Genomic DNA, 26,646 nt, shown 5'->3' with positions numbered 1-26,646 from the left:
CCAGTCGTGTCGATCTCTGAGCAGGACGCCGCCACCGCACCGGCGGAGCGCGCCACCGATCCAGCCGCAGCACCAGCCACCGCATCCGTCTTTGCACCGGCCACCCCGTCCGGCCACCCCGCCGCATCTGCGGACGCCGCATCCGCGCCGGCCGCCGGACGCACTGTCGTGCGCACCGCCGGGCAGTCCGGCGGGAACCTGCCGGTGCCGGGCGCCGACTGCCACGCACTCGCCGTACGCCTGCCCCGCGCCGACGCCCGACAGGGCGCTGCCGCAAGGCAGTTGGCCGCCCGGATGGCCGCTCACCCCTCGGTGGCCGGCTGGTCCGAGGAGGTGCCCTGCGGTTCGGAGGAGCCCGCGGCCCAGCAGCGCCGCGGCCGCGAGCTGCTGCGACCGGTCGCCGCCGGTCAGGACGCGCGGGTGCGGGTCGTGCTGCTGCGCTACGCGGACGGGGTCGCCGACCTCGTCGCGGTGGCGCACCGCCGACGGTTCGGTGTCGCCGCGCTGCGGGCCTGCGTCATCGAGCTGCTGGTCGGCGCGGAGACGGCCGAACCCGCCGCGGACGCCGCGCCGTCGGCCGCCGCGCACCCCGACCCGACCCGGCTCGCCGCCGAGCTGGCGCAGTGCTCCTCGGCCGGACGTCCGGACTGGGGGCTGGGCGACCCGTACGGGCCGGCAGCCGCCCGCAGCTGCGAACTCGCGCTCTCCCAGGCACATCCCGCCTCCGACTCGGCAGGCTGGGCCGCCGCGCTCGGCCTGGTGCTGGCGCGCTACGACGGGGTGAGCGCCCCGGTTCTCGCCCAGCTGGTGACGGACTCCGACGCCGACCCGGGAGCCGCCGCCGACCCCGCGGAGACCGAGGCCGCCGGCGTCGCACTGGTCCCGGTGCCGGCCGACGGCGCCCGGACGCTCGGCAGCGTCCACAAGCAGATGCGCGAGGCAGCGGCGGCGGGGCCTGCCTGGCGCACCGAGGCACTGCGCCGGGAGATCACCGCGGCCGGCGGCGACCTCGACGACGCCGACCGTGTCGGCCTGGTCGTCGCGGACCGCAACGCGGCCACCGGGCTGCCGGGGGTGCGACCGGCCGAGTACGTGCCGTACCAGGCGCCGCCGTTCGCGGTGACGGTCTCGGTGGTGCGCGACATGACGCGCCAACGCCCCTTCCTGCGCTGCGACTTCGACCCCCGCCTCCTGTCGCCCGCGAGTGCCGAGCAGCTGCTCGCGCACGTGCGCCGCGTCCACGAGGCGCTGCTGCGCGAACCGGACACCTCGACCGACCGGCTGGAACTGCTCTCCGCCCAGGAGCTGGACCGGGTGCACGCGCTCGGCCGGCACGCCGAGGCGCGGCCGGTGGTCCCCACCCGGATCGACGCCGCCATCGCGACGATCGCCGCCGGCGCTCCGGACGCCGTCGCCGTCCGGTTCGAGGACGAGACCCTCGGCTACGGCGAGCTGGACCGGCGCGCCGACCGCCTCGCGCACGCGCTGCGCGAACTCGGTGTCGCCGACGGCGACCGGGTCGGGGTCTGCCTGGAGCGCTCCACGGAGCTGATCGTCTCGCTGCTCGCGGTGCTCAAGGCGGGCGCGACCTACGTGCCGATGGACCCCGCCTATCCGAGCGACCGCCTGTCGTACACCACCACCGACGCCGGGCTGACCACCGTCGTCACCGACCACCGGGACTTCCCCGGCGGGGAGTCGGTGCGGGTGGTCTCCCCGGCGGAGCTGGCCGCGCTGGCGCCGGAGAGCTGCGAGGGGCCGCCGCGCTCGACGACCGGCCCGGACGACGCCGCGTACGTCATCTACACCTCCGGCTCCACCGGCCGTCCCAAGGGCGTGGTCATCCCGCACCGCAACGTGCTGGGTCTGATGGCCGCCACCACCGAGGACTTCGAGCTGGACTCGGACGACGTCTGGACCCTGTTCCACTCCAGCGCCTTCGACTTCTCCGTCTGGGAGATCTGGGGCGCGCTGCTGACCGGCGCCACCCTGGTCGTCGTGCCGTACTGGGCCTCCCGCTCGCCCGAGGAGTTCCACCAACTCCTGCTGCGCGAACGGGTGTCGGTGCTCAGCCAGACCCCTTCGGCCTTCTCCCAGCTGGTGGAGGTCGAGCGCGACGGCGGCGAGCCGGTGCCGGTGCGGCTGGTCGTCTTCGGCGGCGAGGCGCTGGAACCGCGCATCCTGCTGCCCTGGTTCGACCGGCACCCGGAGAGCCGGTGCCGGGTGGTCAACATGTACGGCATCACCGAGACCACCGTGCACGTGACCGCGCAGACCGTCACCAGGGCCGAGGCCCTGACCGGCGACAAGTCGGTCGGTCACGCGCTGCCCGGCTGGTGGGTGCGGATCGCCGACCCCGAGGGCCGGACGCTGCCGATCGGCGTCGCCGGCGAGATCTGGGTCGGTGGCACGGGCGTCGCCACGCACTATCTGAACAAGCCCGAACTCACCGAGGAGCGCTTCCGGGTCGACCCGCGCACCGGTGAGCGGATGTACCGCAGCGGGGACCGCGGCAGGATGCTGCCGGACGGCCGGATCGAGCATCTGGGACGGCTGGACAGCCAGGTCAAGCTGCGCGGCTTCCGCATCGAACTGGACGAGATCCGCGCGGTGCTGGCGGACGACCCGCAGGTCTCCGCGGCCGTGGTGGTGCTCGGGCGGAGCGACCCCGACGACCCCGCGACCGCGCAGCTCGACGCGTACGTGGTGCCGGCCGGCGACGATCTGGACGACACGGCCGCGGTGCGCCGCCGCGCGGCCAGGTTCCTGCCCGAGTACATGGTGCCCTCCACCGTCACCGTGCTGGAGCGGATGCCGCTGACCACCAACGGCAAGCTGGACACCCGCAGGCTGCCGAAGCCGGCCGCGGCGCCCGTACCCGCGGCCCCTGCCGCGACCGCGGCCGGCGACACGGGCGCATCGGGCGCAACACCCGGCGCAACGGCGGGCGTTGCCGCGGACGGCGGCGCCGAACCGGCCGGGGAGACCTTCGAGTCCGTGCTGCTGGAGGTGTGGCAGGAAGTGCTCGGCGTGCCGATCGGCCCCGACGACAACTTCTTCGACCACGGCGGCAATTCGCTCCTCGCCATGCGGGTGGGCGCGGCACTGCGGCGCCGGGGCGGCGGTTTCACCGTGGCGATGCGCGAGCTGTACCTGCGCCCGACGATCCGTCAACTGGCTGCGGACCGCGCCGAGTGACCTGCGGAGCCGTCGTGCGACGGCTCGTACCGAAGGAATAGGAATCCACGATGGCCCAATCGCCTCTCCCCGACCTGTTCCGGCTCCAGGTGGCGCGTACGCCGCACGCCCCGGCCGTCCGCTCCGGCGGGCAGGAGCTGGACTACACCGAGCTCAACCGCCGGGCGAACCTGCTGGCGCACCGGCTGATAGCCCGCGGCGTGGGCCCCGAGTGCGTGGTGGGGGTGCAGCTGCCCCGCTCCCCCGAGCTGGTGGTGGCGCTGCTCGGCATCCTGAAGTCGGGGGCCGCCTATGTTCCGATCGACAGCGACTGCCCCGTCGAGCGGCGGGAGTTCATCGTCCGGGACACCGGGCTGGACCTGATGCTGGTGCCGGACGGGGCGGCCGGCATCGCGGGCCTGACGACCCTGACCGTCGCCTCGGCGCTCGCCGCCGGCGGGCCGGAGCACGACCCCACCGACGCCGACCGCCTCGCCCCGCTGACCGCGGCGAACCTGGCGTACGTCATCTACACCTCGGGCTCCACCGGCCGGCCCAAGGGCGTCACCGTCCAGCACGACACCCTGCACCGGTACCTGGCGTTCGCCTGCGAGGAGTACCCGGGCCTGGCCAAGGGCGCGCTGCTGCACTCCCCGGTGGCCTTCGACCTCACCGTCACCGCGCTGTACGGGCCGCTGCTGCTGGGCGGCTGTGTCACCGTCGCGGCGCTGGACCGGGAGCCGGCGGCCGGCGAGCAGGCCCCGGAGAGGCAGGGGTTCGTCAAGGCGACCCCGTCCCATCTGCCGATTCTCACCGCGCTGCCGAGCGCTCTGTCGCCCACCGACGAACTGGTCGTGGGCGGCGAGATGTTGATCGGCGACGTGGTCGAGCGCTGGCGCGAGGTCCACCCCGGCGCGGCGGTCGTCAACGAGTACGGCCCCACCGAGGCCACCGTGGGCTGCTGCGTATTCCGCATCGGCCCGGACGACGCGATCGAGCCCGGCGCCACCCCGATCGGCACCGCCACTCCCGACACCGAGCTCTACGTGCTGGACGAGGCCCTGCGTCCGGTCCCGGAGGGCACCGTCGGCGAGCTGTACATCGCGGGCGGCCAGGTCGCCCGCGGCTATCTGGGCCGTCCGGGGCTGACCTCCGACCGCTTCGTGGCCAACCCCTTCGCCGGCGCCGCCGGCACCGGGGCCACCACCGCGGGCGACCGGATGTACCGCACCGGCGATGTCGTCCGGCTCCGCCCGGACGGCCTCCTGGAGTACCTGGGCCGCACCGACGACCAGGTCAAGATCCGCGGCTACCGCATAGAACTGGGCGAGGTCACCTCGGCGTTGGCGGCCGGCCCCGGCATCGCCCAGGCGGCCGTGATCGCTCGCGAGGACCGTGCCGGAGACAGGTACCTGGCGGGCTACGCGGTGCTGGAGGAGGGGGCGACGGCCGGCGCGGGCTTCACCGCCGAGGTGCGCGCGGACCTCTCCCGCACCCTCCCCGCCTACATGGTCCCCTCCACCGTCACGGTCGTCGCGGCGCTTCCGCTCACCTCCAACGGCAAGCTGGACAAGGACGCGCTCCCCGAGCCGCAGCCGGAGCAGGAGCACACCGGCCAGGACGGCCCCGCGGCCGACACCTCGGCCGGTGAACTCCCCTCCACTGAGGCCGAGTCCGCGCTGTGCGCCCTGTTCGCCGAGGTCCTCGGCATCGACCCGGTCCGTCTGGACGACGACTTCTTCCGCAACGGCGGCGACAGCCTCCGGGCGGCCCGGCTGGCCACCAAGGCGCGCAAGGCGGGCTGGACCTTCGGCCTGCGCGACGTGCTGGAGCTGCGCACCCCGCGCGCGCTCGTCGCGCACGCCGCGGCCCAGGGCGGCCTCGTCACGGACGGAGCGCTCTGATGCCCGACGCCCCCGCCCCGCAAGCGGACGCCACCGCCGCCACGTCCGGCGCGTCCGACACCGCCGAGCACGCGCCCGCCGACGCCGGCGCGACCGGCACCGGCGCGACCGATCTGCGGACGGTGATCGTCGGGGCCTCGGTCGCCGGGGCCCGGGTCGCCGCCGAGCTGCGCGCCGCGGGCTACCGGGGCTCCATCGATCTGGTCGATCCGGACCCGGACGCCCCCTACGACCGGCCGCCGCTGTCCAAGCAACTCCTCAGCGGCGACTGGAGCGAGGACCGCGCCACGCTCGGCAACCCCGACGACTGGCGGGTGCGGCGCCATGTGGCCGCGGCCGCCTCGCTGGACACCGGCGCCCGGCTGCTGCGCCTGGACTCCGGCGAGGAGCTGGCGTACGACCGGCTCGTGCTGGCCTGCGGCGCCGCCCCCCGCGCCCTGCCGCAGATGCCGCTCGGCGGCGTGCACCTGCTGCGCACGCTCGCGGACTGCCGTGCGCTGCGCGCCGACCTCGACCGGTACGGCTCCGGCCGACTCGTCGTCGTCGGCGGCGGCTTCGTCGGCGCCGAGGTGGCGTCGACCGCGCGCGCACGTGGCATGAAGGTGACAGTAGTGGAGGGGATGTCCGCTCCGTTGGCAGCTCTTCTCGGTCACGACGTCGCGGCCGAACTCGCCCTGCTGCACCGCGACAACGGCACTCGGCTGCTCTGCGGCACCCCGGTCGAGGCGCTGCTGGGTGAACGCTCCGTGACCGGCGTGGAGTTGGCCGACGGCAGGACGCTGCCCGCGGACGCGGTCGTGGTCGGCATCGGGGTGGCACCGAGCACCGGCTGGCTGGCCGACTCCGGGCTGCCGCTCACCGAGGACGGCGGCGTGCGGTGCGACGAGTTCTGCGCGGTCGACGCCGACCGCACGGTGTACGCCGTCGGCGACGTCGCCCGGAGCCTGGATCCGCAGGTCGGAGCGCATCTGCGCACCGAGCACTGGACCAACGCGGTCGAGCAGGCCGACCTCGTGGCGCGCGCGATCGCCGGCGAGGAACCCCAGCCGCACCGGCACCAGTTCTTCGTCTGGAGCGACCAGTACGGCGGAAAGATCACTCTGCTCGGCCGCCCGGAGGCGGACGACGAGGTCACGGTGGTGCGTTCGGAGGGCCCCCGTCGGCGCTTCGCCGTCGCCTACCACCGCGGTTCGCGGCTCGCGGCAGCACTCACCGTGAACTGGCCCAAGGCCCTCATGACCGCCCGGCGCGCGCTCGCCGCCCCGGACAGCGGCGTCGACGTCGTGGCCAATTGGAAGAATTTGTAGTAGCAGCTTGCTGAAACGGCTCTTTCGGCACGCTCGTTTTCCGGGATCATCGATGGTGCGGGGCGGCTTTTCACCACAGACGTGGACGCCGCTTCCGTACCCCCGGCCCTCTCCGCCGCTCCGGCATTGTTGATTCATGCGTAATACACGGGACGGGACGCCCCGCAACGGGCTGCATGTCGCTGCAAAATCAGCGGCCCGACATGGGTCGACAAGCGATTGGTTGCTAGCGTCACGCCCTGCCGGGGAAAGGAATGCCGGCACTGACTGGCAATACCTTCTGCTGTCCGATTTCCTCGGAAAGGGATAACCGGTGCTCCGATACGGTGATGTCGAGCCGCTCGTGCTTCGACAGCATTGCGCGTCCGCGAATGCGGAACACCGCGCACTGCTGCTGCACGGCCTCGGCAGCAGCACCCGGAGCTGGGACACGTTCCTCGCGCACCGGCCGCCGTCCCTCGAAGTGTGGACCGCCGCCCTGCCCTGGCGCGCGGGCGGCCCGCCCGCGGTGCCCGAGGGCGACGAGACCCACTGGATACGCGAGGCGATCCGGCAGATACCCGGCGGGCCCGACATCGTCGTCGCCCATTCCTACGCATCTGTTCTGCTTCTCACTCTGCTCGCCGAAACAGTGGCGCGCGGCGCGGACCCGCGGGAAGAATTCGGCATCAGCGGCGCAGTGCTGGTTTCGCCGTTCTTCCGCGAACAGACCGACGATTTCTCCTGGCCCGAACTGCCCACATTCCTCGACCGGTTGCGACTCGGCGCCGGCGAGGGTATCCAACTGCTTTCCCACAAGCCGCTGGACTCCGACCTGCTGGCGGAGATGGCCGAGCACTCGTGCGCACAGCTGGGCCCGCACTGGGTCGTTCGCTACCTCAACACCTACCTGCGCACCCCATTCCTTCCTGTCGAACTGGTCGGCCTGCCCGTCCAGATCGTCATCGGCGATCGCGACCCGATCGCGCCGCCCACCGAGGGCGAGCTGCTCGCCGAGCGGCTCGGCAACGCCTCGATCGAGCGGATCGAAGGCAGCGGGCACACACCGATGGCCGAGCACCCGGAGCGGTTCTCGCTCGCCGTCCAGCAATTCCTCACCACTCTGTCGGCCGGGCACACCCCGGCGGCGGTCAACTGAGTACGGGAGAACACCGATGGCCACCCTGTCCGATGTCGAAATCAAGAAGCTGCTGCACGAGCCGAGTTCGGTGACGATGCGCCCCTCCTACGAGGGCGGCAACATCAACACCGCGATCGGCTTCAAGTGCGACAACTACCTGCTCGAAGCAGCTGTGCTCGACCACTTCCGGGCCGTCGGCCTGGGCGCCACCGAGCTCTACCTGACCCACGGCGTCAACTTCGACGTGGTCGGCGTCGACACCCGTCTGCACACGGTGCTGACCCTGGACGACGACGTCCGCATCGAGGTCGTCCCGAAGACCAAGGACACCGACCGCGAGATGGTGTTCGCGACCGCGGCCTACGTGGAGCGCGACGGCGAGACCAAGAAGGCCGTCTCCTCCAAGCTGCGCGTGCTGCTCCGCCGCGACCCGGCCATCCCCGACGCCCAGCCGCTGCCGGCCGAGCTCGAGCGCTTCGTGGTCGACCGCTTCGCCACCGCCGAGCCCACCGAGCTGGCCGCCACCGAGGTCGACGACTTCGCCGGTGCGTTCCACCGCGGTGAGAACTCCGACACCGACCCGGTGCTGGCCGAGATCATCGGCGACTCCAACGCCGTCGGCTGGAAGTGGAAGGTTCCCTACTACTACTGCCACTTCACAGAGCGCATGCAGATGTCGGGCTACCTGCGCCAGATGGAAGAGGCCAAGCACCTCTTCGTCGCCTCGCGCGGCATCAGCATCAAGCGGCTGCTCGACGAGCGCGGCTGGATCCCCGTGGTGACCAGCAACAAGATCCAGTTCACCGACGAGACGGTGATGGAGGAGAACCTCTACACCGTCTACACGGTGGAGTCGATCTTCAAGGACATGCTCTACACCTCCCGCATGGACTTCTACGTCGTGCGCGACGGCAAGCTCGTCAAGACCGCCACGGGTTCGATCACCCACGGCTACTGCCACAAGGAGACCCCGGAGTCCGAGTGGCAGATGGCCGTCTTCGACGACGAGGTCCTGCGCGCCCTGCGCGGCGAGTGACCCCGACGACCAGCCCGGAGGATTCATGGCTTCCCGCCCGCGCAAGCTGCGTTGGTACTTCTCGCTCCGCAGCCCGTATTCCTGGTTCGCCTACCGCGACCTGATGAGCAAGCACCCCGAGGTTCTGGACCGCATCGAATGGCTGCCGTTCTGGGAGCCGGACGAGGAGACCACGCGACTGCTCGCCGACGAAGGGGTCACGCTGCCCATCGTCGCGATGAGCAGGGCGAAGAACTTCTACATCCTGCAGGACACGCGCAGGCTCGCCACCGAGCGGGGCCTGAGCGACATCACCTGGCCGATCGACCGTGATCCGTGCTGGGAGGTCGCTCACCTGGCCTGGTTCGCGGCGGAGGACGCGGGACGCGGCAAGGACTTCGTCGCCGCCGCCCACCGCGCCCGGTGGCAGGAGGGCAGGAACATCTCCGAGCCCGAGGTCATGGCGGAGATCGCCACCGAACTGGGCCTGGACGCCGACGTGTTGGCCAACGCCCACAAGGACCCGGAGCTGCGTCGACGGGGAGCCGAGACGCTCGCCGAGTCCGCGCACGACGGACTGTTCGGTGTGCCGTTCTTCATCCACGGCCGGGACAAGTTCTGGGGCGTGGACCGGGTCGAGCAGTTCGTGAAGTCGGTCGGCGCCACCGCGGCGCCGGCGGCCTCCGCCGAGAAGGCGCCGGACCCGGCGACGCACGCCGACCAGTTCCCGGTCGGCGGCGACCAGGGCCACGCCGGCGGCTGCGGCTGACGACCGCCGCCGGGGCGGCCGCGCCTGAACCGCGGCCGCCCCGGCGGCACCGCCGACACACCAACACCGCGCACGCAACGAGGAGAAGACAGTGGACAGCAAGGCGCACGGCACCGACTGGGATGCCGTCGTGGTCGGGGCCGGCCTCGGCGGACTGACCGCCGCTGCCTACCTGGCCGCCGCGGGCAAGCGCGTCCTGGTGCTCGAGCAGTTCTCGATCGTCGGCGGCAACAGCCACGTCTTCCGGCGGCGCCGGAGCTACGAGTTCGACGTCGGCGTCCACTACCTCGGCGACTGCGCGCCCGGCGGCGTCATCCCCTCGATCCTCTCCGGCGTCGGACTCGACAAGCGCGTCGAGTTCCTGGAGATGGACCAGAGCGGCTTCGACCAGATCCGCGTACCGGGTGCCTCCGTGGACATGCCCGCCGGCTGGCAGGAGTACCGGCAGCGGCTGACCGCGGCCATGCCGGACGAGGCCGCGGGCCTGAACACCTTCGTCGACGTCTGCTCGGCGCTCGGCGAGGAGCAGCGCTCGGCCCTGTTCGAGGCGCACGAGTGGTCGGCCGCAGACATCGCGGGTCGTACGACCACCATCCGCGAGTGGGGCAGGCGCACGCTGGACGACCTGTTCCGGCACTGCGGACTCTCCTCCCGCGCCCGCACGGTCCTCGCGGCCCAGGCCCCCAACTACGGTCTGACCCCGCAGCAGGCGACGGTCGCGCGGCACACCAGCGTCACCGACCACTACCTGCGCGGCGCCTACTTCCCGGCCGGCGGCGGCCAGGTCCTCTCGGCCGGACTGGTCGAGGTGATCGAGGCCCACGGCGGCGAGGTGCGCACCCGCAGCCGGGTGAGCCGGGTGCTGGTGGACAACGGCGCCGTCACCGGCGTCGGGCTGGAGAACGGCGAGCTGATCAGGAGCGGCCTGGTCGTCTCCAACGCCGACTACCCGCGCACCGTGCTGGAGCTGGTCGGCTCCGAGCACTTCTCCAAGTCGGTCGTCAGGCGCACCGAGAACGCCCGGATGGGCATGCCCTGGCTGGTGCTCTACCTCGGCCTGGACAAGGACCTCTCCGAGCGGCCCAACGCCAACCTGTGGTGGTACGACACCGACGACATCGACGGCTACTTCGAGCAGGCCGGCGCCGGCGAGACCGGTGAAGTCCCCTTCCTCTTCTGCTCGTTCGCCTCGCTCAAGGACCCGCACAACCGCGCGCTGTGCCCGCCCGGACACGCCAACCTCCAGGTGATGACGCTCTGCCCGCCGGACTACGCCTGGTGGGGCGTGGACGAGGGCCCCGCGAGCGACCCGTCCTACCGGCGCAACCCGATCTACCTGCGCCGCAAGCAGGAGTTGATCGAGTCCACCCTGCGGGCCGCGGAGAAGGCCCTGGGCCCGCTGCGCGACCACATCACCCACCTGGAGGCGGCGACCCCGCTCACCCACGAGCGGTACACCCTCTCCACCGGCGGCACCCCCTTCGGCATGGCCGAGTGGGGCGGCACGGCCCGTCCGGGCACCGCCACCAGCATCGACGGACTGCACGTCGTCGGCGCCAGCACCCAGTCGGGCAACGGCATCGCCGGCGTCATGCTCGGCGGCATCTCCTGCGCCGCCGACATCCTCGGCGAGCCGCTGCTCGCCTCCGCCCGCGGCGGCACCGTCTACGGCGACGCGGACCTGCTGCCCGAGCGCACGGACGGCTGGGACCCCAGGGACGTCTGCCGCGGCAGCGTCCGACGGACTACCAGGAAGCCGTCCCGCCTGGAAACCCTCGCCGGCACGACCGGCTAGCGGACGGCGGTCCGCCGGTCGCGTCCGCCGGTCCGCCACAGCACCACCGAAGACCAACCACCCGGGGAGCACCCGGAGTTCCCACCGGATCTCCACCGCTCCCCACCCAGTCCGACCACACCCGCACAGCACAGAGAAAGAGAGATCAACATGACCACCTCCGCCATCGACGCCGACGCCCAGGCCCGCATCAAGGAGCTCGTCTGCGACGTCCTGGAGCTCGAAGAGGACGAGGTCAGCAACGACAGCCTCTTCAAGGAGGACCACGGCGCCGACTCGCTGCGCGCCATCGAGATCCTGGCCGGTCTCGAGAAGGAGTTCAAGATCACGATCGACCAGACCGAGCTGGAGCGCATGGTCAACCTCGACGGCGTCTACGCCGTTGTCGGGGAGGCGATCGCCGCCGGCGCGTAAGCGCACGGCTGGACCGCACCTTCGGAGGGCCGGCGGCTGACCGCCGGCCCTCCGGAAGCGGCTTCCCAGGAGGCCGCAGATCGGCGTTCCATTCCCGGCCCCGTCCGAGTCGACCAGGCCGTACCGAGGGAGATTTATGTCTGTGAACATTTCTGACGCAATGCCCGACGACGCGGAAACCCGGGTCGTACTGACGGGGTTCGGCGTGTTCTCCAGCATCGGTGTGGGCGCCGATGAGTTCGCCAAGGGTCTGCGGGCCGGCCGCAGCGGGGCGAAGCCGATCACGCTCTTCGACACCGAGGGCTTCGCGCACGCCAACGGCTGCGAGATCACCGGGTCCGAGCCCGAGCGCTGGATCCACAACCTGCCGGTCGACACTCTCGGCCGCGCCACCACCTTCTCCGTCGCCGCCGCCCGGATGGCCGTCGAGGAGTCCGGCGTCGAGCTGGAGGACCTGCGCGCCAAGCGCGGCATGATCTCCATCGGCACCACCGACGGCGAGTCCTACGACCTCGACAACCTCGTCGAGACCGAGATCGCCTCCGGCCCCGCCGCGATGGACCCGACCACCGCGCGCCGCGTCTCGCCGAACCGGCTCTCCATCGCCGCGGCCCAGGAGTTGGGCCTGTCCAACGTCGAGGCCGTCACCATCGCGACCGCCTGCTCGGCCGGCAACTACGCCATCGGCCAGGGCTTCGACGCCATCCGCTCCGGCGAGGTGGACTACGCCCTGTGCGGCGGCGCCGACGCCATGTGCCGCAAGACCTTCACCGGCTTCTACCGGCTGGGCACCATCGCCCCGGACGTCTGCCGTCCCTTCGACGTCGACCGCAAGGGCATCCTCACCGGCGAGGGCGCCGGCGTACTGATGCTGGAGAGCCTGGCCTCCGCCCGCGCCCGCGGCGCCAAGATCTACGCCGAGGTGCTCGGCTACGGCATGAACTGCGACGCCTACCACCAGGTCGCGCCGAACCAGGACAGCGTCGCCCGCTGCATGGAGATCGCGCTGGAGAACGCCGGCGTCAAGACCGAGGAGGTCGACCTGATCTCCGCGCACGGCACCGGCACCAAGGCCAACGACGTGACCGAGTCCCGTGCGATCCACGACGTGTACGGCGACGGCCCGCCGCGGACCGTCTCGCTGAAGTCGATGCTCGGCCACACCATGGGCGCCGCGAGCGCGCTGGCGACCATCGCCTGCTCGCTCTCGCTGCACCACGGCTTCATACCGCCGACGATCAACCACCGCGAGACCGACCCCGAGTGCGAGATCGACTGCGTGCCGAACGAGTCCGTCGAGGCCGATCTGCGCGTCGTGCAGAACAACGGTCTGGCCTTCGGCGGCAACAACGCCATCGTGATCCTCGGCAAGTACGCGGAGAGTGCGCTGTGAGGCTTCCCATCACCGGTGTCGGCGCCGTCGCGAGCATCGGCCGCGACGCCGACGAGGTCTTCAGCAGCCTGTGCGCGGGCCGCAGCGGGCTCGGCCCGATGCGCGGCTTCGACCACCAGCACTACAACGGCCGCCAGTTGTTCGAGGTGGACGACCGCCCCGAGGGCGCCGACCGCACACTGCGCGCCACCGGCTTCCTGCTCGACGCCGTCGGCCAGGCCGCGGCGGACGCGGGCCTGGGCGAGGACCTCTCGGGCATCCCGGTCCTCGTCGGCACCGGCCTGCGCGAGCTGCGCTCGGCCGAGCTGTGGTGGCGCGACGGTGCCGACTTCGGCGCCGACCAGCTGCACTTCGGCACCGCGCTGCGCGAGCGCTTCGGCACCTCCGACAGCCTCACCATCTCCAACGCCTGCTCCGCCTCGCTCTACACCCTGGCGCTCGGCGCCGACCTGCTGAGCATGGGCGAGGCGGACACCGTCATCGTCGCGGGCGTGGACGCGATCACCGAGTCCATGCACGGCCTGGCCGACCGCGTACAGCCCAACCCGCCCGAGTCGCTGCGCACTCTGGACGTCAACCGCCGCGGCACCATCCTCGGCGACGGCGCCGCCGCCGTGGTGCTGCGCCGCGAGGACCTCCAGTGGCCCGGCGGCCGGCTGTGGGGCAGGCTGCGCGCCGTCGGCATGACCTGCGACGCCAAGCACCCCACCGCACCGGACCAGGAGCAGGTCGCCGAGGCCATGCGCCAGGCGCACCGGCACGCGGGCACCAGCCCCGGCGACATGGACCTCGTCCTGCTGCACGGCACCGGCACTCCGCTCAACGACCTGGTCGAGATCTCCGCCTACGGCGAGGTCTTCGGCGAGGACGCGGGCGTACCGCTGGTCACCGGCATCAAGCCGATGACCGGTCACACCAGCGGCTCCGCCGGCCTGTTGAGCCTGGTGGTCACCCTCCAGGCGATGGCCACCGGCAAGGTGCCGCCGCTGGTCAACCTCGACGAGCCGATCGAGGAGGCCGCCGGGGTGCGGCTGGTACGCGGTCAGGAGGCCAAGCACGAGGCGCAGCTGGCCCAGGTGCACGGATTCGGGTTCGGCGGGATCAACGCCGTGGCGATTGTCGAGGGAGCATGATGATTACCGTGACCGGCGTCGGAGTCGCCATGCCGGGAGCCGAGTCGGCGGCCGAACTCGCCGCGGCGAGCGGCCCGCAGGGCTCCGTCGACCCCAAGGAGATCCTCGGCAAGAAGGGTCTGCGCTACAAGGACCGCGCCACCCAGCTCGGGCTGTGCGCCGCGCTGCGCACCGTCACCGACGGCGGGCTGTACGCGGACGGCGAGCTGACCGTGGACGGCACCCGCGTCGCGGTGCTGGTGAGCACCAACCTCGGCAACGTCGACACCGTCTGCCGGGTGACGAAGACCATCAGCGAAGAGGGCACCTACGGCGTCAGCCCGATGGACACCCCGAACGCCTCCAGCAACATCACGGCCTCCGAGATCGCCATCAAGTACGGCTTCAAGGGCCCCAATCTGACGCTGTGCAACGGCCCCACCTCGGGTCTGGACGCGGTGCGCTGGGCCTCGGCCCTGCTGCGCGCCGACCGTGCCGACCAGGTCGTGGTGGTCGGCGTCGAGCCGGACAACGAGATCGTGCGAAGCCTGGTCGGCGGCCCGGTGGCCGACGGCGCGGCCGGTCTGGTCCTGGAACGCGCGGAGTCCGCGCGCGAGCGCGGTTCGACGGTGCGCGCGGTGATCGGCGCACACACCCGCAGCAGCGATCTGGCGACCGGTGTCGGCGAGTTGGCGGAGACCGAGACCGAGGCGCCCGCCGCCTGGTTCGCCCCCGGCACCGCCGCCGACGAGCTGATCCCGGGCCCGGCGCGGCACGACCTCGCCGCCGCCTGGGGCGAACTGTCGGGAGCCCTCGGCGTCGTGCAGTGCGCGGCGGCGGTCGGCGCGCTGGAGTCCGGCACCGACGGCCCGATGTGGCTGGTGGCCGGCAGCGACAGCGACGACGGCGTCGCCACGCTCGTACTGCACCACCCCTCTCGGGCGGAAGCCGAGCTCCTCGCGCACTGAGCAGTCCGCCGGGCCGTCCCCGGGCGGCCCGGCAACCTCCCGCCTCTCCCCAGGACTTCGAACAGAACGGAACTCTGACCATGACGCTTACGGCGATCGCGACGAAACCGGTGATCACCGCGTGGTCCGCGGTGTCGCCCTTCGGCATCGGCAAGGACGCGTTCGTGTCCGGTGTGCTGGCCGGCACGGACGCCTCGTCCGCGCTGGACGCCGAGGAGTGGTCGGGCGGCCCGGACAGCCACGCCTGCCTGGTGCCCGGCTTCGCGCTCCGCGAGGTGCTCGGCAAGAAGGGCACCCGCTCGATGGACCGGGTGACCGGTCTGGCGGTCACCGCGGTGCGCGACCTGCTGCGCGACTCGGGCGACCTGCGCACGGCCTCCGACGAGGAGACCGCGCTGGTGCTCGGCACCACCACGGGCAGCGCGCAGTCGATGATGGACTTCACCCGTGCCTCGATGGAGGGCGACCGTCCGTTCTACGTCGACCCCTCGCTGATGCCGAACGCGGTGATGAACTGCGCCGCCGGCCAGTGCGCGATCTGGCACAGCCTCAAGGGCCCGAACACCACCATCGCCGGCGGCCGGGCCGCCGGGCTCTCCGCGCTGAGCTACGCCACCGGGCTGCTCGGCTCCGGCCGCGCCAGGACCGTACTGTGCGGCGCCGCCGAGGAGTTCTCCACCGCCCGCGCCTGGCTGGACCACCACCGCCGCGGTGCGGACGCCGGTGCGCTGCTCGGTGAGGGCTGCGCGATGTTCATGCTGGAGTCCGGCAGCTTCGCCACCGAGGAGAGCCGCGGGCTGGCCGAGGTGTCGGCCGTGGAGTCCCGGGTCTTCTTCGACGACCTGCGCGACGCGCTCGGCGGCTGCATCGACGCGGTGCTGGAGCGCGGCGAGATCTCCCCCGAGGACGTCTTCGCGGTCTCCACCTCCCCGCTGACCGGTGCGCTCGGCGAGCAGGAGCACGAGGTGCTCACCGGCCGCTTCGGCGCCGAGATCCTCGGCCGCGCCCCGGCGATGTCCTCCGTCGGCGACACCACCGCCGCCTCCGCGGCCTTCCAGATCGGCTCGCTGCTGAGCCTCGCCGAGCGCGGCGAGGTGCCGGCCGGCGGCGTCGCACTGGTGTCGTCGGTGGACGACAACGGCGTCGTCTCCTGCGCGGCGCTGCGCTTCCCGGTGCGCTGAACCGGCTCACCACCCACCGGGCGCCGGCTCACCGAGTACGACCGAGCGCCGCTCACCCAAGCACACCCGAAAGGAACCCCATGTCTATCGAAGCGGTCGCTCCCCTGGATCGGGAAGAGCTGCGCAAGCTGCTGGCCGACACCATCGACACCGACGTGTCGGAGGTCTCGGACGACGCCGACTTCGTGGAGGCCCTCGGAGTCGACTCGTTGATGGCCCTGGAGGTCGTCGTGGTGGTGGAGCGCAAGTACGGCATCAAGATCGCCGAGACCGAGATGCGCTCCGTCCGGACGCTGGAGAGCACCTACGAGCTGGTGCACAGCAAGCTCCAGGTGGCTTCGTGATCAGTCCGGTCCAGGCCGCTCCCGAGCGCCTGCGCCCGCTCGCGCGCGAGGAGGGCTCGGAGAGCTGGTCCGCCTCGTACGCGGTGGGGGTCAGCCGGGACGAGCCCGTCTTCGCCGGGCACTACCCGGACTTCCCGATCTTCCCGGGCGTCTGCGTGATGGAGTGCGTGCGCCGCGCGGCGGAGGCCGAAACGCCGCCGCCCGCAGGGGAGTTGAGACTCGATTCGGTGGAGTCGACCCGCTTCCTGTCCGCCGTCCACCCCGGCGACCGACTGTCGATCGAGCTCAACTGGTCGCAGCGCGGCGAGGGTTGGCGCTGTCAGGCCAAGGTCGCCACCCAGCACGGACAGGCCGCCACCATGCGTCTGCGCTATCTGCCGGAGGCGGTCGCATGACGACCACCGCCGCCGGCGCCACCTCCGCCGAGGTGCGCGCGACCCTTCCGCACCGCTACCCGATCCTCCTGGTCGACCGGGTCCTGGAACTCGGCGAGCAGGAGATCCGGGCGGTCAAGGCCGTCACCTTCAACGAGCCCTGGTACGCCGGGCTGGGTCCCGATCCGGACCAGGAGGACCTGGCCTACCCGCCGTTCCTGCTGATCGAGTCGTGGACGCAGACCGCGGGTGTGCTCGCCAAACGTCTGGCGGGCAGCACGGCGGACGGCCAGGTGATGCTGTTCGGCTCCATGACGGGCATCGAGTTCCACCGGCCCGTCCACCCCGGCGACGTCGTCGAGCACCACGCCCGACTGGAGCGCGCGGTGAACGACACGATGATCTTCGAAGGGGTCAGCAGGGTCGCCGGAGAGCCGGTGCTGACCGTCGGCCGCATCACGATGGCCTTCCGCCCGGGCGAGCAGCTCAACCCCGCCGCCGGTCCCGCGACCGGATGACCGGCACAGTCCATTGAGGAGAGTGTCATGACAGAGAACGCAGCGCCTGTCGCCCTGGTGAGCGGCGGGTCGCGCGGCATCGGCCGGGCCGTGGTGCTCCGGCTCGCCGCCGAGGGATACGACGTCAGCTTCTGCTACCAGTCCAACGAGCAGGCCGCGCTGGAGCTGGAGAAGGAGGCGGGTGAGCTCGGCCGCCGAGTGCTCTCCGTCAAGGTGGACGTGACCAGCGCCGCCTCGGTGAAGGAGTGGGTGGCCCGCACGGAGTCCGAGCTCGGGCCCGTCGACGTCGCCGTCAACTCGGCCGGCATCACCCGGGACAACCCGCTGGTCCTGATGTCGGACGAGGAGTGGCACAGCGTTCTGGACACCAATCTCGACGGTGTCTACCACGTCAGCCGCTCGGTGATTTTCGAGATGATGAAGCGCAAGTCCGGCACCATCATCAATATCTCCTCCATAGCCGGCGTCTACGGCAATCCGACGCAGTCGAACTACTCCGCCTCCAAGGCGGGAATCATCGGTTTCACCAAGGCGCTCGCCAAGGAGGTCGGCCGCTACAACATTCGCGCGAATGTGGTGGCGCCCGGATACATCGAGACCGATATGACGGCCGAGTTGACCGACAAGGTCAAGAAGGAAGCGGCGAAGCAGGTTCCGCTGCGCCGTTTCGGCCAGGTCGAGGAAGTCGCGGATCTGGTCGCGTTTCTGGCCGGCGAGCGCGCCGCGTACATCACCGGGTCGGTCTTCCAGATCGACGGCGGAATGACCGTCTGACACCACCTCCGGGAAATGTGATGACGACAAGCGGACACCGTCCCGCCCCTGTCGGCTCCGAACCCGCGAAGCAGTGCAGGGGGCGTGGCGGTGCCACGCCCCCTGACGCGGCCACCGAGCCGGTTCGCGTCCCGCACGGGACCACCGCCGAGTCCACCACCGCGTCCCCCGCCGCGGCTCCTGCTCCGATCGCCGCCACGATCCCGACATCCACCCCGATTACCGCCCGTTCCGCCTCGGCGGCGGCCGTCACCCCGGCCCCTCCCGAGCACGCCGTCACCGCCTCCGCGCCGCCGGCCACCGCCGCGCCGCCCACCGCCGCACCGCAGAGCGGGCTCCGGCCCGCCGCTCCGCCACCCCCGGACACAGCGGACCGCCCGGCTCACACCGAGCTGCAGGAACGTTCCGTCAACGAGCGCCTCACCGCACTGCTCGACGACGCCGGTGCGACCTACCGCCTGATCGCGCATCCGCCGGAGGGCCGCACCGTCGAAGCCAGCGCGCTGCGCGGACACCCGCCCGCACAGGGCGCCAAGTCCCTCGTGGTCGTGGTGCGTCCGAACAAAAGGACGCGTCGCCACATCCTCGCCGTCATCCCCGGCGACCGCCGGGTGGACCTGCTCCGGATCGCGGAATCCGCGGGCGCGAGAAAAGCCGGTTTCGCCGATCGCGAGACCGCCGAGGAGCTCGCCGGTTCGGCCAGCGGAACCATCGTTCCGTTCTCCTTCCGTCCCGAACTCGAAGTGCTCGTGGACGAAGACCTGTTGGAGCACGACATTCTCTATTTCAACGCCGCCCGACTCGACCTCTCGATGGCTCTCGCCACGAAGGACTATCTGCGGGTGGTGAATCCGCGCACCGCGCGCATCAGCGAACCGCCCGTCGGCTGACGGAGGCGGGCCGGACCACCCTCCCGGCCCGCCTCGGTCTCCCCTTCAGCAACCTGCATGCGGCACCGTCTGCGCGTCACCACCGCCTTAGCATCTCAAGTGCAGCGGTGGCGGCATTTTCCGATCACATATCCGAACCGTGGCCTGCTACCGGGCCGTCGGAGAAAGCAACGGAGGCCCAACACGTGGCTCAACCCCTGATTGAGGCAACCAACGTCACGAAGTCGTTCGGCGAGGTCAAGGCGCTGAACGGCGTGAACGTTTCGGTTCCCGAAGGTTCCATTCACGGCCTGCTCGGCCACAACGGCGCCGGTAAGACCACCTTGGTCCACATCCTGTCGACGCTGCTGCAGCCGACTTCCGGCACCGCCCGCATCTGCGGGTTCGATGTGGCCAAGAACGGCCAGGACGTCCGTCGCGCCATCGGACTGACCGGCCAGTTCGCCTCCGTCGACGAGCAGCTCTCCGGACGCGACAACCTGAACCTGATCGCCCGTCTGCTCGGCGCCAGCAGCCGCCAGGCGCGCACCCGCTCGGACGAGCTGCTGGAGCTCTTCGACCTGACCGCGGCGGCGACCCGGCCCATCTCCCAGTACTCGGGCGGTATGCGGCGCCGGCTGGACATCTCCGCCAGCCTCGTCGGCTCCCCCCGCGTCATCTTCCTCGACGAGCCGACCACCGGTCTCGACCCCACCTCCCGGCTGGGCGTCTGGGAGATCGTGGAGCGGCTCGCCAACGACGGTGTCTCCGTCCTGCTGACCACCCAGTACCTGGAGGAGGCGGACCGGCTCTGCGAGGAGATCACCCTGCTCTCCAAGGGCAGCGTCATCGCCCGCGGCACCCCCGCCGAGCTGAAGGCCGACGTCGGTCAGCGCATGGTGACCGTGACGCTGGCCTCCGAGGCCGACCTGCCGCTCGCGGTGAAGGCGCTGGAGCACGCCGGTGCGCAGCCGAACACCCAGGAGTCGGGTGCGGTCATCAGCGTCCCGGTCGCCGTCTCCTCCGACCTCGCGGTGATCGTGCGCGCCCTGAACGAGGCGCACACCGAGATCGCCGAGCTCGGATTCTCCGAACCGACCCTGGACGACGTGTACTTGAGGCTCACGCACGAGCCCGGCGGGCAGCCGGTGCCGGCATGACCGTCCGTCCCATTCCCACCGAAGAAGGAGCGCACCGATGACGGTCATAGAGGCCGAGGCCGGTCACCAGCCGAAGCCGCCCACGCCGGTGAAGAGCCGGCCGATCGACCAGTGGGGCTCCAGCAACCTGGTCTCCCAGACCATCGCGCTGACCCGCCGTTCGATCAAGCCCTACCTCCAGACCGGCGTCCTCGTCGTCACGTTCATCGAGCCGCTGGTCATGCTGCTGATGTTCGCCGGCGTGCTGAAGGTCCTCGGTGACGTCCCCGGCGGCGCCGCGGGCGGCCCGGACATGGCGTACATCGACAACCTGGTCCCGGCGATCATGATCATCACCTCGGTCGCCGCCGGCGCCCAGGCGGGCAACGGTCTGATCAACGACCTGCGCAACGACGTCATCACGCGCTTCCACACCATGCCGATCCGCCGGTTCAGCGTGCTGCTGGCCCGCAGCTTCGCCGACGCGGCCCGCGGTCTCTACCAGCTGATCGCCGTCGCCGTGCTCGCCGCACTGCTCTTCGGCTTCGCGCCCTCCGGCGGGGTCCTCGGTGTCATCGGCGCCATCTTCGTGGCGCTGCTCGTCGGTTGGTCGATGAGCTGGATCTTCATCGCGATGGCCGCGGTCCTGCGCAACGGCGATGTGCTGCGCATGATCACCACGCTGATGACCTTCCCGCTGCTCTTCGCCTCCAACGCCTTCGTGGACCCGGAGTCGATGCCGACCTGGCTGCGTGTCATCGCCCAGGCGAACCCGATCTCCTTCGCCAACGACGCCACCCGCGGACTGGTCGGCGGCAACGCCGACGCGATGGAGCTGCTGCTGACCGTCGTGGTCTGCTCGGCGCTCGTGGCAGTCTGTGCCCCGATCTCCAAGAAGTCCTTCCGCGTCATGTGAACCGACGCGAACGCCGCGGTCCCGGCAGCAACCACCGCCGGGACCGCGGCGTTTGAGTTCGTGTCAGACGCACTGGACGCCTGTCCGGTTCCGGCCCGCGGTGGCCGTTTGCTACCCCGCAGTGGCCAGTTCTTCCACCTTCCCCATCACGAGGCGCCTCAAACCAATCAATCTCTGGCACCAAGCTGTCGGAACCGCACTCTGAAGTTCCACACCGGTCGACCTCGCCCCTAGCTTTGAGCTCGTCAGGGCAACTGCCCCGGAATGAGAACTCCCAAGAGGTTGACGTGTCGGAATCCGGAATTGGTCTGGGTAAGCGTTCGGAGCACCTCTACCGGACGCTGCTCACAAGGACGAGTTGGCGTACGCACGATCTGGTACACGCGCTGGACTGGCCGCAGGAGGAAGTCGTACGCGCGATGGAGACGCTGCGGACCGAGGGTCTGGCCAGCATCTCCGAAGGCGACAGCACCGCCTTCCGCGCGGTCGAACCGTGCATAGCACTGCCCGCGCTGCTCGCGCGGTGGATGCGGGAGGGGCGTTCGCCCCAGCCGCGTCCGGTGGAAATCGACCGGTTCATCGCGCTGCACGAGCGTGCCGCCGAGCGGGTCGCGGAAACCCCCGGCGAGGGCCGGAACCGCAAGGACACCTCCACGGTGATCGAGCGGATGGTCGCGAAGGCCGAGCGCGAGCTCATCTTCCTGGTCCCCGGTCACATCGAGGGCGGTTACGAGTTCTCCCGGCCGCTGGTGGACACCGCGCTGCGCCGTGGCGTACGGGTGCGTGCCATCTGGGCCTCCTCGGTCTTCCAGCCCCCGGCCGCGATGGCACACGCCCAGTGGCTCGCCCAGCAGGGACTTCCGCCGCGCACCATCAGCACCACCCCGCCGCGCGCGATGATCCTGGACGGGTCGGTGGCGGTCGCCGTCGACGAGGTCGAGGGTCCCCGAGTGCTGCGCTCCGCACAGGAGGTGGAACCGCTGCTCGCCCTGACCGAAAGGCTCTGGGAGCGCGGCGCCGCGATTCGGCAGGTGGGCCGGAAACCCGGCATCCCCACCCCCCGCCGACCGCGCACCGAGATCGTTCTGCGGCTGCTGGCCGAGGGCCTGACCGACGACGCGATCGCCCGCAGGCTCGGCTGCAGCGTGCGCACCGTGCGCAACGACGTCGCCTCCGCCATGAACGCACTTGACGCGCGTAGCAGGTTCCAGGCCGGCGCCCGCGCCATGCAGGTAGGACTCATCTGACCTGCGCAGACCGCGCATTGTCAGCACTCCCCGGCGCGCCCTCCCCCCAGGCGCGCACTTCTCCACCAGCGCCGCCGCCGGCGGCAACTCGGCTCGTACGGGGGCGTCTCCGCTCCGTTGGGACGTCCCCACTCGTGCAGCCCCCTCAAGCGTCCGGGCCCGTCTCCCCCCACGGCCCGCGACCGGTCCCGCTCAGCGCGACCCACCCGCGGTGAACCCCACCCGCAGCCCGCAGCCCGCAGCCCGGACCGCGCGGTCACCGGCTCCGTTCCACTCCGCCCGACGTTCCGTTCACCCGCCCGCCCGTCAACTCATTGCACGGCGCTGCACGTCAAGTCACGTCATTGCACGGCGCGTTGGGTCCCAACGCTCGGTCCCTGCACGCTCGGGTCCGACACCCGGCTCACGCCCGTCGTCGTCCAGCTGCACCGCACACCGGACACGTCACCCGCCCCTCACCGTAGGCGCGTTCGACACCTCGCTGTACACGCGCCCGGCGCTCCCGTACGCGTCGCCGGGGACGACACCGTCGGCCGGACGGCTCACGAGACGCTGTCAGCGCAGGGCCAACTCCACCGCCTGCAACCGCCGTTCGGCAGCTGGGTCGCCCAAAGCACTGCGTGCGCACGGCAGTTGGTGCCGCTCGCACGGTGTGGGCGCCTCAAGCGATGCGGGTGGCCACGAAATCGCAGAGTGCGTCGAGTGCGCCGCGGGCCGGCAGCGGCGGCAGCGGTGCGAGCGCCTTGCGGGCCCGTTCCAACCGCTCGTGCATCAGCTCCCCGGCACGTTCGACGGCCCGCGACCGGGCGAAGAGATCGAGCACCCGGCCGTGCCAGTCCTCGCCGCGCGAGCCGGGGCCTGCCTCCAGCAGCGCCCGCAGCCGAGCGCCGCGCGGATCGCGGTCCTCCAGGGCCAGCAGCACCGGCAGGCTGTGCACCCCGGCCAGCAGGTCCTTGCCGCGCTCCTTGCCGGTCGCGGCCTCCGACGGGGCCAGGTCGAGGATGTCGTCGGCGGTCTGGAAGGCGATCCCGATCTGCTCGCCGTACTCGACCAGCGCCGCGACGGTCTCCGGCGGCGCTCCGGCCTGGAGCGCCCCCATCCGCAGCGACATCGACAGCAGCGCGGCCGTCTTCCCCGCGGTGACCTGGAAGTAGTACTCGATCGGGAGTTCGCCCGGCAACGGGCCGGCCAGCTCGCGCAGTTGGCCTGCGACGAGACGGTCGGCGGTCTCCGCGTTCAGCGCGAGCGCGCCCGGCGCGAGTCCGGCGGCCATCCCCGCGGTCCTGGCCAGCAGCCACGTGCCGCCGAGCACCGCCATTCGGTTGCCCCAGCGCCGATTGGCCGTCGCGGCGCCGTGCCGGGTGGCGGCCTCGTCGACCACGTCGTCGTGGTAGAGCGAGGCGAGATGGACCAACTCGGCCGCCACGGCGGCCCGTTCGACCCCGGCCCGCTCGCGGTCGGCGAACTCGGCGCCCAGCAGCACCAGCAGCGGGCGCAGCCGTTTGCCGCCGCCGGCCGCCAGATGTCCGGTGAGATCGGCGAAGCGGGGGTCGGGCACATCGCGGCAGGTCGCCAGGAGCAGCTGCTCGACGGAGGCCATTCTGCGGCTCATCCGAAGGTCGAACTCGCGCTCTTCACCGGGGAGTTCGGGGGACCCGTCGACGGGAGCGGCGACGCCCGCGACGACGCTGCGGCTGTCCGCCAGGGCTTCGTACAGCTGCTGTGCGGTCACGCGGATCACCCCAAGCTCAGGCGGCACGACCGCGGGCAGAGCCGTCGCGGGCGGCCGGTTCGCCGCCACACTCGCAGCCGTCGGACCGGCCAACAAGCTGTTGACCGCTAGCTGCCAGGGCCCCGTCTCCCCGGCCGAACAGGCGCCTCGGGGGCGGCGTCCGGGCTCCCGGGGCGACGCGGGGCCGTGCAGCAAACTGCCAGAAGCCGCCGCGCGCGTACCGCGGGTCGCCGGCGCCGGACCACAATGCGCGTGCGTACCTCTTGGCACGGAGCGCGGCTCTGCACCGAGCGCGGCACCCGCCGCCGCCCGCCGGCACGAACCCGACGCCGTCCCGCCGACGGGAGCCCGCACCTCGCTCGTGCATGCCCGCCGACTCGACGTTCCGACGCCTTCTCCCGTACGCCCGCGCACAGTTCCCGCGTTCGGGTCTGTCCCTACGATCGGTGAGGTGAATCCCGTCGCTTTCCTCCTGATCGCCGCGGCAACCGCCCTGCTCGGACCGATGATCATGGCTGTCGTGGCCCGTCGGCTGCTCGGGCTGCGCATCGGCACCGTACGCGCGCTGCTCACCGGTCTGGTGGGCCTGCTCTCGGCCGCCGTGGTGGGCACCGCGATGGGCCCCGACGCCGGCCAGACCCCGCTGGTGACCGTCCAGTTGGGTGCCGCGCTGCTGGCGGCCATGCTGTTCCTGGTGCTCTCCGAAGCGGCGGTGGCGGGCGGCTCGATGCAGGGCGTGGCCCGGCTGCCCGGGGCTCTGCGGCGCCGGGTGACGCGCAGCCGCCGCTACACCCAGCTGAGCCGGATCGCCGTACGGCACGGACTGCGCCGCTTCCTCAACGGCCGCTTCCGGCGCGGCACCGCGGACCCGCGGGAACAGGCCGCGCTGGCACGTTCGCTGCGGCTCGCACTGGAGGAGGCGGGCGCCACCTTCGTCAAACTCGGGCAGGTGATGTCCTCCCGGTACGACCTGCTGCCGGACGTCTTCATCCACGAGTTGAGCTCCCTCCAGCACGAGGTGACGGCGGAGCCCTGGGCGGACATCGAGCAGGTGCTGGCCGAGGAGCTGGGCGCCTCGCCGACGGAGGTGTTCGCCGAGTTCAACCCCGAGCCGCTGGCCGCCGGTTCGATCGCCCAGGTGCACCGCGCCCGGCTGCACGACGGGCGGGCGGTCGCCGTGAAGGTGCAGCGGCCCGGAGCCCGCCAGGTCGTCGAACGCGACCTCGACATCCTCTTCCAGCTCAGCGACATGCTGGACCGGCACACCGACTGGGGCCGCACCATCGGCGCCCGCGAACTGGTGCAGGGCTTCGCCACCTCGCTCGACGAGGAACTGGACTTCCACACCGAGGCCCGCAACACGGCGGCCGTCGCCGCGCACATCGCGAAGAACGAGGCCGCCACCCGTTCCGAGGCCGACGAGAAGGGCGACGGCGCCGCACCGCGGGAGCTGCCTCCCGTCCGGCTGCCCAAGGTCTTCGAGAAGCTCTCCAGCGAACGCGTGCTGGTCATCGAGTGGTTGGAGGGGACGACCCTCAACCGGGCCGACTCGGTGCTGGAGGCGCGCGGCCTGGACCGGGCCGCCCTCGCCCGCGACCTGCTCAACTGCCTGCTGCGGCAGATCATGGAGGGCGGCGTCTTCCACGCCGACCCGCACCCCGGCAACATCCTCATCCTGGAGGACGGCCGGCTGGGCATGCTCGACTTCGGTTCGGTCGGACGGATCGACGCCTTGCTGCGCACCAGCATGCGCAGCCTGCTCTTGGCCATCGACCGCAACGACCCGCTGGCGCTGTCGGATTCGCTGCTGGAGCTGGTGGAACGGCCCGAGGGCATCGACGAGGAGCGGTTCAAACGGACGATGGGGCGCTTCGCCGCCCGCCATCTCGCCCCCGGCGCACGTCCCGGCCACGAGATGTTCGCGGACCTCTTCCTGATCGTCGCCAGGTTCGGGCTCACCGTGCCGCCCGAGATCGCGGCGGCCTTCCGCTCGCTGGCCACCGTGGAGGGCTCGCTGGAGCGGCTGAACCCCGGCTTCGACATCGTCGAGGAGGCACGCACCTTCGCCACCAACGAGCTCACCCGGCGGCTCTCGCCCAAGCAGCTGACCCGCTCCCTCACGGACGAGGCGGCCGTCGTCCTGCCCATGCTGATGCGGCTGCCCCGACGCCTGGAGCGCATCACCGGCGCCCTGGAACAGGGCCGGTTCAGCGTCGGCGTACGGCTGCTCGCGGACGAACGCGACCGCCGCTTCATCCGCGGCATCGTGCGCGACGTGCTGTTCGCCTTCCTCGGCGGGCTCGCCGGACTGATGGGCATCATGCTGCTCTCCACCGACGGCGGGCCGCAGTTCGCCAACTCGCTGCGGCTCTTCGAGATCTTCGGCTACAACATGCTGCTGATCAGCTCGGTGCTGGTGCTGCGCGTCCTGTTCACGGTGGCCAAGACCGACCGGTGACCGCGCGGTCCCGGCCCGCCGGCCACCCCGTACGCGACAGCCCGTACGCGACAGCCCGAAGCACGCCCCACGCCCGCCCCTCGGCGGGGACGCACGGCACGGGCGGGCGGGCACGGGCGC

The 26,646-nt window shown here is 71.6% G+C and carries 22 protein-coding genes; 21 read left to right on the top strand and 1 reads right to left on the bottom strand.

Features of this window, described 5'->3' with window-relative positions; all coding sequences use genetic code 11:
• Nucleotides 1-6 precede the first annotated feature (6 nt).
• From MTQ01_RS03510 to MTQ01_RS25095, 20 genes are all read left to right on the top strand, one after another.
• Nucleotides 7-3,198, top strand: coding sequence for an amino acid adenylation domain-containing protein (locus MTQ01_RS03510; RefSeq protein WP_247486786.1), 3,192 nt, complete (start codon nt 7-9; stop codon nt 3,196-3,198).
• Nucleotides 3,199-3,248: 50 nt separating this feature from the next.
• Nucleotides 3,249-5,081 carry a non-ribosomal peptide synthetase gene (locus MTQ01_RS03505; protein ID WP_247486785.1) on the top strand — a complete coding sequence of 611 codons (1,833 nt, stop codon included), beginning with the start codon at nt 3,249-3,251 and terminating at the stop codon, nt 5,079-5,081.
• A complete protein-coding gene (locus tag MTQ01_RS03500) occupies nt 5,081-6,388 on the top strand; it encodes an NAD(P)/FAD-dependent oxidoreductase (RefSeq protein ID WP_247486784.1) in 1,308 nt (435 codons plus the stop codon). Before MTQ01_RS03505 ends, MTQ01_RS03500 begins: the two co-directional genes overlap by 1 nt.
• Before the next feature lie 343 nt (nt 6,389-6,731).
• Nucleotides 6,732-7,526 carry an alpha/beta fold hydrolase gene (locus MTQ01_RS03495; RefSeq protein WP_247486783.1) on the top strand — a complete coding sequence of 265 codons (795 nt, stop codon included), beginning with the start codon at nt 6,732-6,734 and terminating at the stop codon, nt 7,524-7,526.
• 16 nt (nt 7,527-7,542) lie between these two features.
• On the top strand, nt 7,543-8,544 hold the full coding sequence (locus tag MTQ01_RS03490; RefSeq protein WP_247486782.1) for a thioesterase family protein: 1,002 nt from the start codon (nt 7,543-7,545) through the stop codon (nt 8,542-8,544).
• Between the two features lie 25 nt (nt 8,545-8,569).
• Nucleotides 8,570-9,292, top strand: a complete 723-nt coding sequence (locus MTQ01_RS03485; protein WP_211040602.1) for a 2-hydroxychromene-2-carboxylate isomerase — start codon at nt 8,570-8,572, stop codon at nt 9,290-9,292.
• Between the two features lie 91 nt (nt 9,293-9,383).
• On the top strand, nt 9,384-11,087 hold the full coding sequence (locus MTQ01_RS03480; protein ID WP_247486781.1) for an NAD(P)/FAD-dependent oxidoreductase: 1,704 nt from the start codon (nt 9,384-9,386) through the stop codon (nt 11,085-11,087).
• Nucleotides 11,088-11,237: 150 nt separating this feature from the next.
• Nucleotides 11,238-11,501 carry an acyl carrier protein gene (locus MTQ01_RS03475; protein WP_247486780.1) on the top strand — a complete coding sequence of 88 codons (264 nt, stop codon included), beginning with the start codon at nt 11,238-11,240 and terminating at the stop codon, nt 11,499-11,501.
• Between the two features lie 160 nt (nt 11,502-11,661).
• Nucleotides 11,662-12,894, top strand: coding sequence for a beta-ketoacyl synthase (locus tag MTQ01_RS03470; protein ID WP_247486779.1), 1,233 nt, complete (start codon nt 11,662-11,664; stop codon nt 12,892-12,894).
• Nucleotides 12,891-14,027: a beta-ketoacyl synthase N-terminal-like domain-containing protein gene (locus MTQ01_RS03465; RefSeq protein ID WP_247486778.1), complete on the top strand. Its 1,137-nt coding sequence runs from the start codon at nt 12,891-12,893 to the stop codon at nt 14,025-14,027. Before MTQ01_RS03470 ends, MTQ01_RS03465 begins: the two co-directional genes overlap by 4 nt.
• The gene (locus MTQ01_RS03460; RefSeq protein WP_308294368.1) at nt 14,027-14,974 is read left to right on the top strand and encodes a beta-ketoacyl synthase N-terminal-like domain-containing protein; all 948 of its coding nucleotides are present in this window, start codon (nt 14,027-14,029) and stop codon (nt 14,972-14,974) included. Before MTQ01_RS03465 ends, MTQ01_RS03460 begins: the two co-directional genes overlap by 1 nt.
• A gap of 80 nt (nt 14,975-15,054) precedes the next feature.
• A complete protein-coding gene (locus MTQ01_RS03455) occupies nt 15,055-16,155 on the top strand; it encodes a beta-ketoacyl synthase N-terminal-like domain-containing protein (protein WP_247486776.1) in 1,101 nt (366 codons plus the stop codon).
• Nucleotides 16,156-16,235: 80 nt separating this feature from the next.
• Nucleotides 16,236-16,499, top strand: a complete 264-nt coding sequence (locus MTQ01_RS03450) for an acyl carrier protein (protein ID WP_247486775.1) — start codon at nt 16,236-16,238, stop codon at nt 16,497-16,499.
• Nucleotides 16,496-16,894 (top strand): hypothetical protein, encoded by a 399-nt coding sequence (locus tag MTQ01_RS03445; RefSeq protein ID WP_247486774.1) that lies wholly within the window; start codon nt 16,496-16,498, stop codon nt 16,892-16,894. Before MTQ01_RS03450 ends, MTQ01_RS03445 begins: the two co-directional genes overlap by 4 nt.
• The gene (locus tag MTQ01_RS03440) at nt 16,891-17,391 is read left to right on the top strand and encodes a 3-hydroxyacyl-ACP dehydratase FabZ family protein (RefSeq protein WP_247486773.1); all 501 of its coding nucleotides are present in this window, start codon (nt 16,891-16,893) and stop codon (nt 17,389-17,391) included. The genes MTQ01_RS03445 and MTQ01_RS03440 overlap by 4 nt, the downstream gene beginning before the upstream one ends.
• Before the next feature lie 27 nt (nt 17,392-17,418).
• The gene (fabG, locus tag MTQ01_RS03435; protein ID WP_247486772.1) at nt 17,419-18,165 is read left to right on the top strand and encodes a 3-oxoacyl-[acyl-carrier-protein] reductase; all 747 of its coding nucleotides are present in this window, start codon (nt 17,419-17,421) and stop codon (nt 18,163-18,165) included.
• Nucleotides 18,166-18,185: 20 nt separating this feature from the next.
• Complete coding sequence (locus MTQ01_RS25100; RefSeq protein ID WP_308294353.1) at nt 18,186-19,055, top strand: YbaK/EbsC family protein; 870 nt, start codon at nt 18,186-18,188, stop codon at nt 19,053-19,055.
• Between the two features lie 185 nt (nt 19,056-19,240).
• Nucleotides 19,241-20,194 carry an ATP-binding cassette domain-containing protein gene (locus tag MTQ01_RS03425; protein ID WP_247486771.1) on the top strand — a complete coding sequence of 318 codons (954 nt, stop codon included), beginning with the start codon at nt 19,241-19,243 and terminating at the stop codon, nt 20,192-20,194.
• 37 nt (nt 20,195-20,231) lie between these two features.
• Nucleotides 20,232-21,089 (top strand): ABC transporter permease, encoded by an 858-nt coding sequence (locus MTQ01_RS03420; protein ID WP_247486770.1) that lies wholly within the window; start codon nt 20,232-20,234, stop codon nt 21,087-21,089.
• 287 nt (nt 21,090-21,376) lie between these two features.
• On the top strand, nt 21,377-22,336 hold the full coding sequence (locus tag MTQ01_RS25095; protein ID WP_247486769.1) for a helix-turn-helix domain-containing protein: 960 nt from the start codon (nt 21,377-21,379) through the stop codon (nt 22,334-22,336).
• A 661-nt stretch (nt 22,337-22,997) separates the two neighbouring features.
• Here the strand turns inward: MTQ01_RS25095 and MTQ01_RS03410 are convergent.
• Complete coding sequence (locus MTQ01_RS03410; protein WP_247486768.1) at nt 22,998-24,068, bottom strand: polyprenyl synthetase family protein; 1,071 nt, start codon at nt 24,066-24,068, stop codon at nt 22,998-23,000.
• 451 nt (nt 24,069-24,519) lie between these two features.
• Between MTQ01_RS03410 and MTQ01_RS03405 the strand changes: the two genes are divergently transcribed.
• Nucleotides 24,520-26,526, top strand: coding sequence for an AarF/ABC1/UbiB kinase family protein (locus MTQ01_RS03405; protein ID WP_247486767.1), 2,007 nt, complete (start codon nt 24,520-24,522; stop codon nt 26,524-26,526).
• Nucleotides 26,527-26,646 lie beyond the last annotated feature (120 nt).

It is taken from the genome of Streptomyces sp. XM4193, assembly GCF_023072595.1.
In the GTDB taxonomy this organism is placed as follows: domain Bacteria; phylum Actinomycetota; class Actinomycetes; order Streptomycetales; family Streptomycetaceae; genus Streptomyces.
This window is presented reverse-complemented; position numbering and strand designations above follow the sequence as displayed.

What these genes read in the sequence shown, in the direction of transcription:
- fabG (WP_247486772.1), top strand. Translation starts at nt 17,419, where the DNA reads ATGACAGAGAACGCAGCGCCTGTCGCCCTGGTGAGCGGCGGGTCGCGC.
- MTQ01_RS03500 (WP_247486784.1), top strand. Translation starts at nt 5,081, where the DNA reads ATGCCCGACGCCCCCGCCCCGCAAGCGGACGCCACCGCCGCCACGTCC.
- MTQ01_RS03450 (WP_247486775.1), top strand. Translation starts at nt 16,236, where the DNA reads ATGTCTATCGAAGCGGTCGCTCCCCTGGATCGGGAAGAGCTGCGCAAG.
- MTQ01_RS03440 (WP_247486773.1), top strand. Translation starts at nt 16,891, where the DNA reads ATGACGACCACCGCCGCCGGCGCCACCTCCGCCGAGGTGCGCGCGACC.
- MTQ01_RS03505 (WP_247486785.1), top strand. Translation starts at nt 3,249, where the DNA reads ATGGCCCAATCGCCTCTCCCCGACCTGTTCCGGCTCCAGGTGGCGCGT.
- MTQ01_RS25100 (WP_308294353.1), top strand. Translation starts at nt 18,186, where the DNA reads ATGACGACAAGCGGACACCGTCCCGCCCCTGTCGGCTCCGAACCCGCG.
- MTQ01_RS03490 (WP_247486782.1), top strand. Translation starts at nt 7,543, where the DNA reads ATGGCCACCCTGTCCGATGTCGAAATCAAGAAGCTGCTGCACGAGCCG.
- MTQ01_RS03475 (WP_247486780.1), top strand. Translation starts at nt 11,238, where the DNA reads ATGACCACCTCCGCCATCGACGCCGACGCCCAGGCCCGCATCAAGGAG.
- MTQ01_RS03460 (WP_308294368.1), top strand. Translation starts at nt 14,027, where the DNA reads ATGATTACCGTGACCGGCGTCGGAGTCGCCATGCCGGGAGCCGAGTCG.
- MTQ01_RS03470 (WP_247486779.1), top strand. Translation starts at nt 11,662, where the DNA reads ATGCCCGACGACGCGGAAACCCGGGTCGTACTGACGGGGTTCGGCGTG.
- MTQ01_RS03485 (WP_211040602.1), top strand. Translation starts at nt 8,570, where the DNA reads ATGGCTTCCCGCCCGCGCAAGCTGCGTTGGTACTTCTCGCTCCGCAGC.
- MTQ01_RS03420 (WP_247486770.1), top strand. Translation starts at nt 20,232, where the DNA reads ATGACGGTCATAGAGGCCGAGGCCGGTCACCAGCCGAAGCCGCCCACG.
- MTQ01_RS03455 (WP_247486776.1), top strand. Translation starts at nt 15,055, where the DNA reads ATGACGCTTACGGCGATCGCGACGAAACCGGTGATCACCGCGTGGTCC.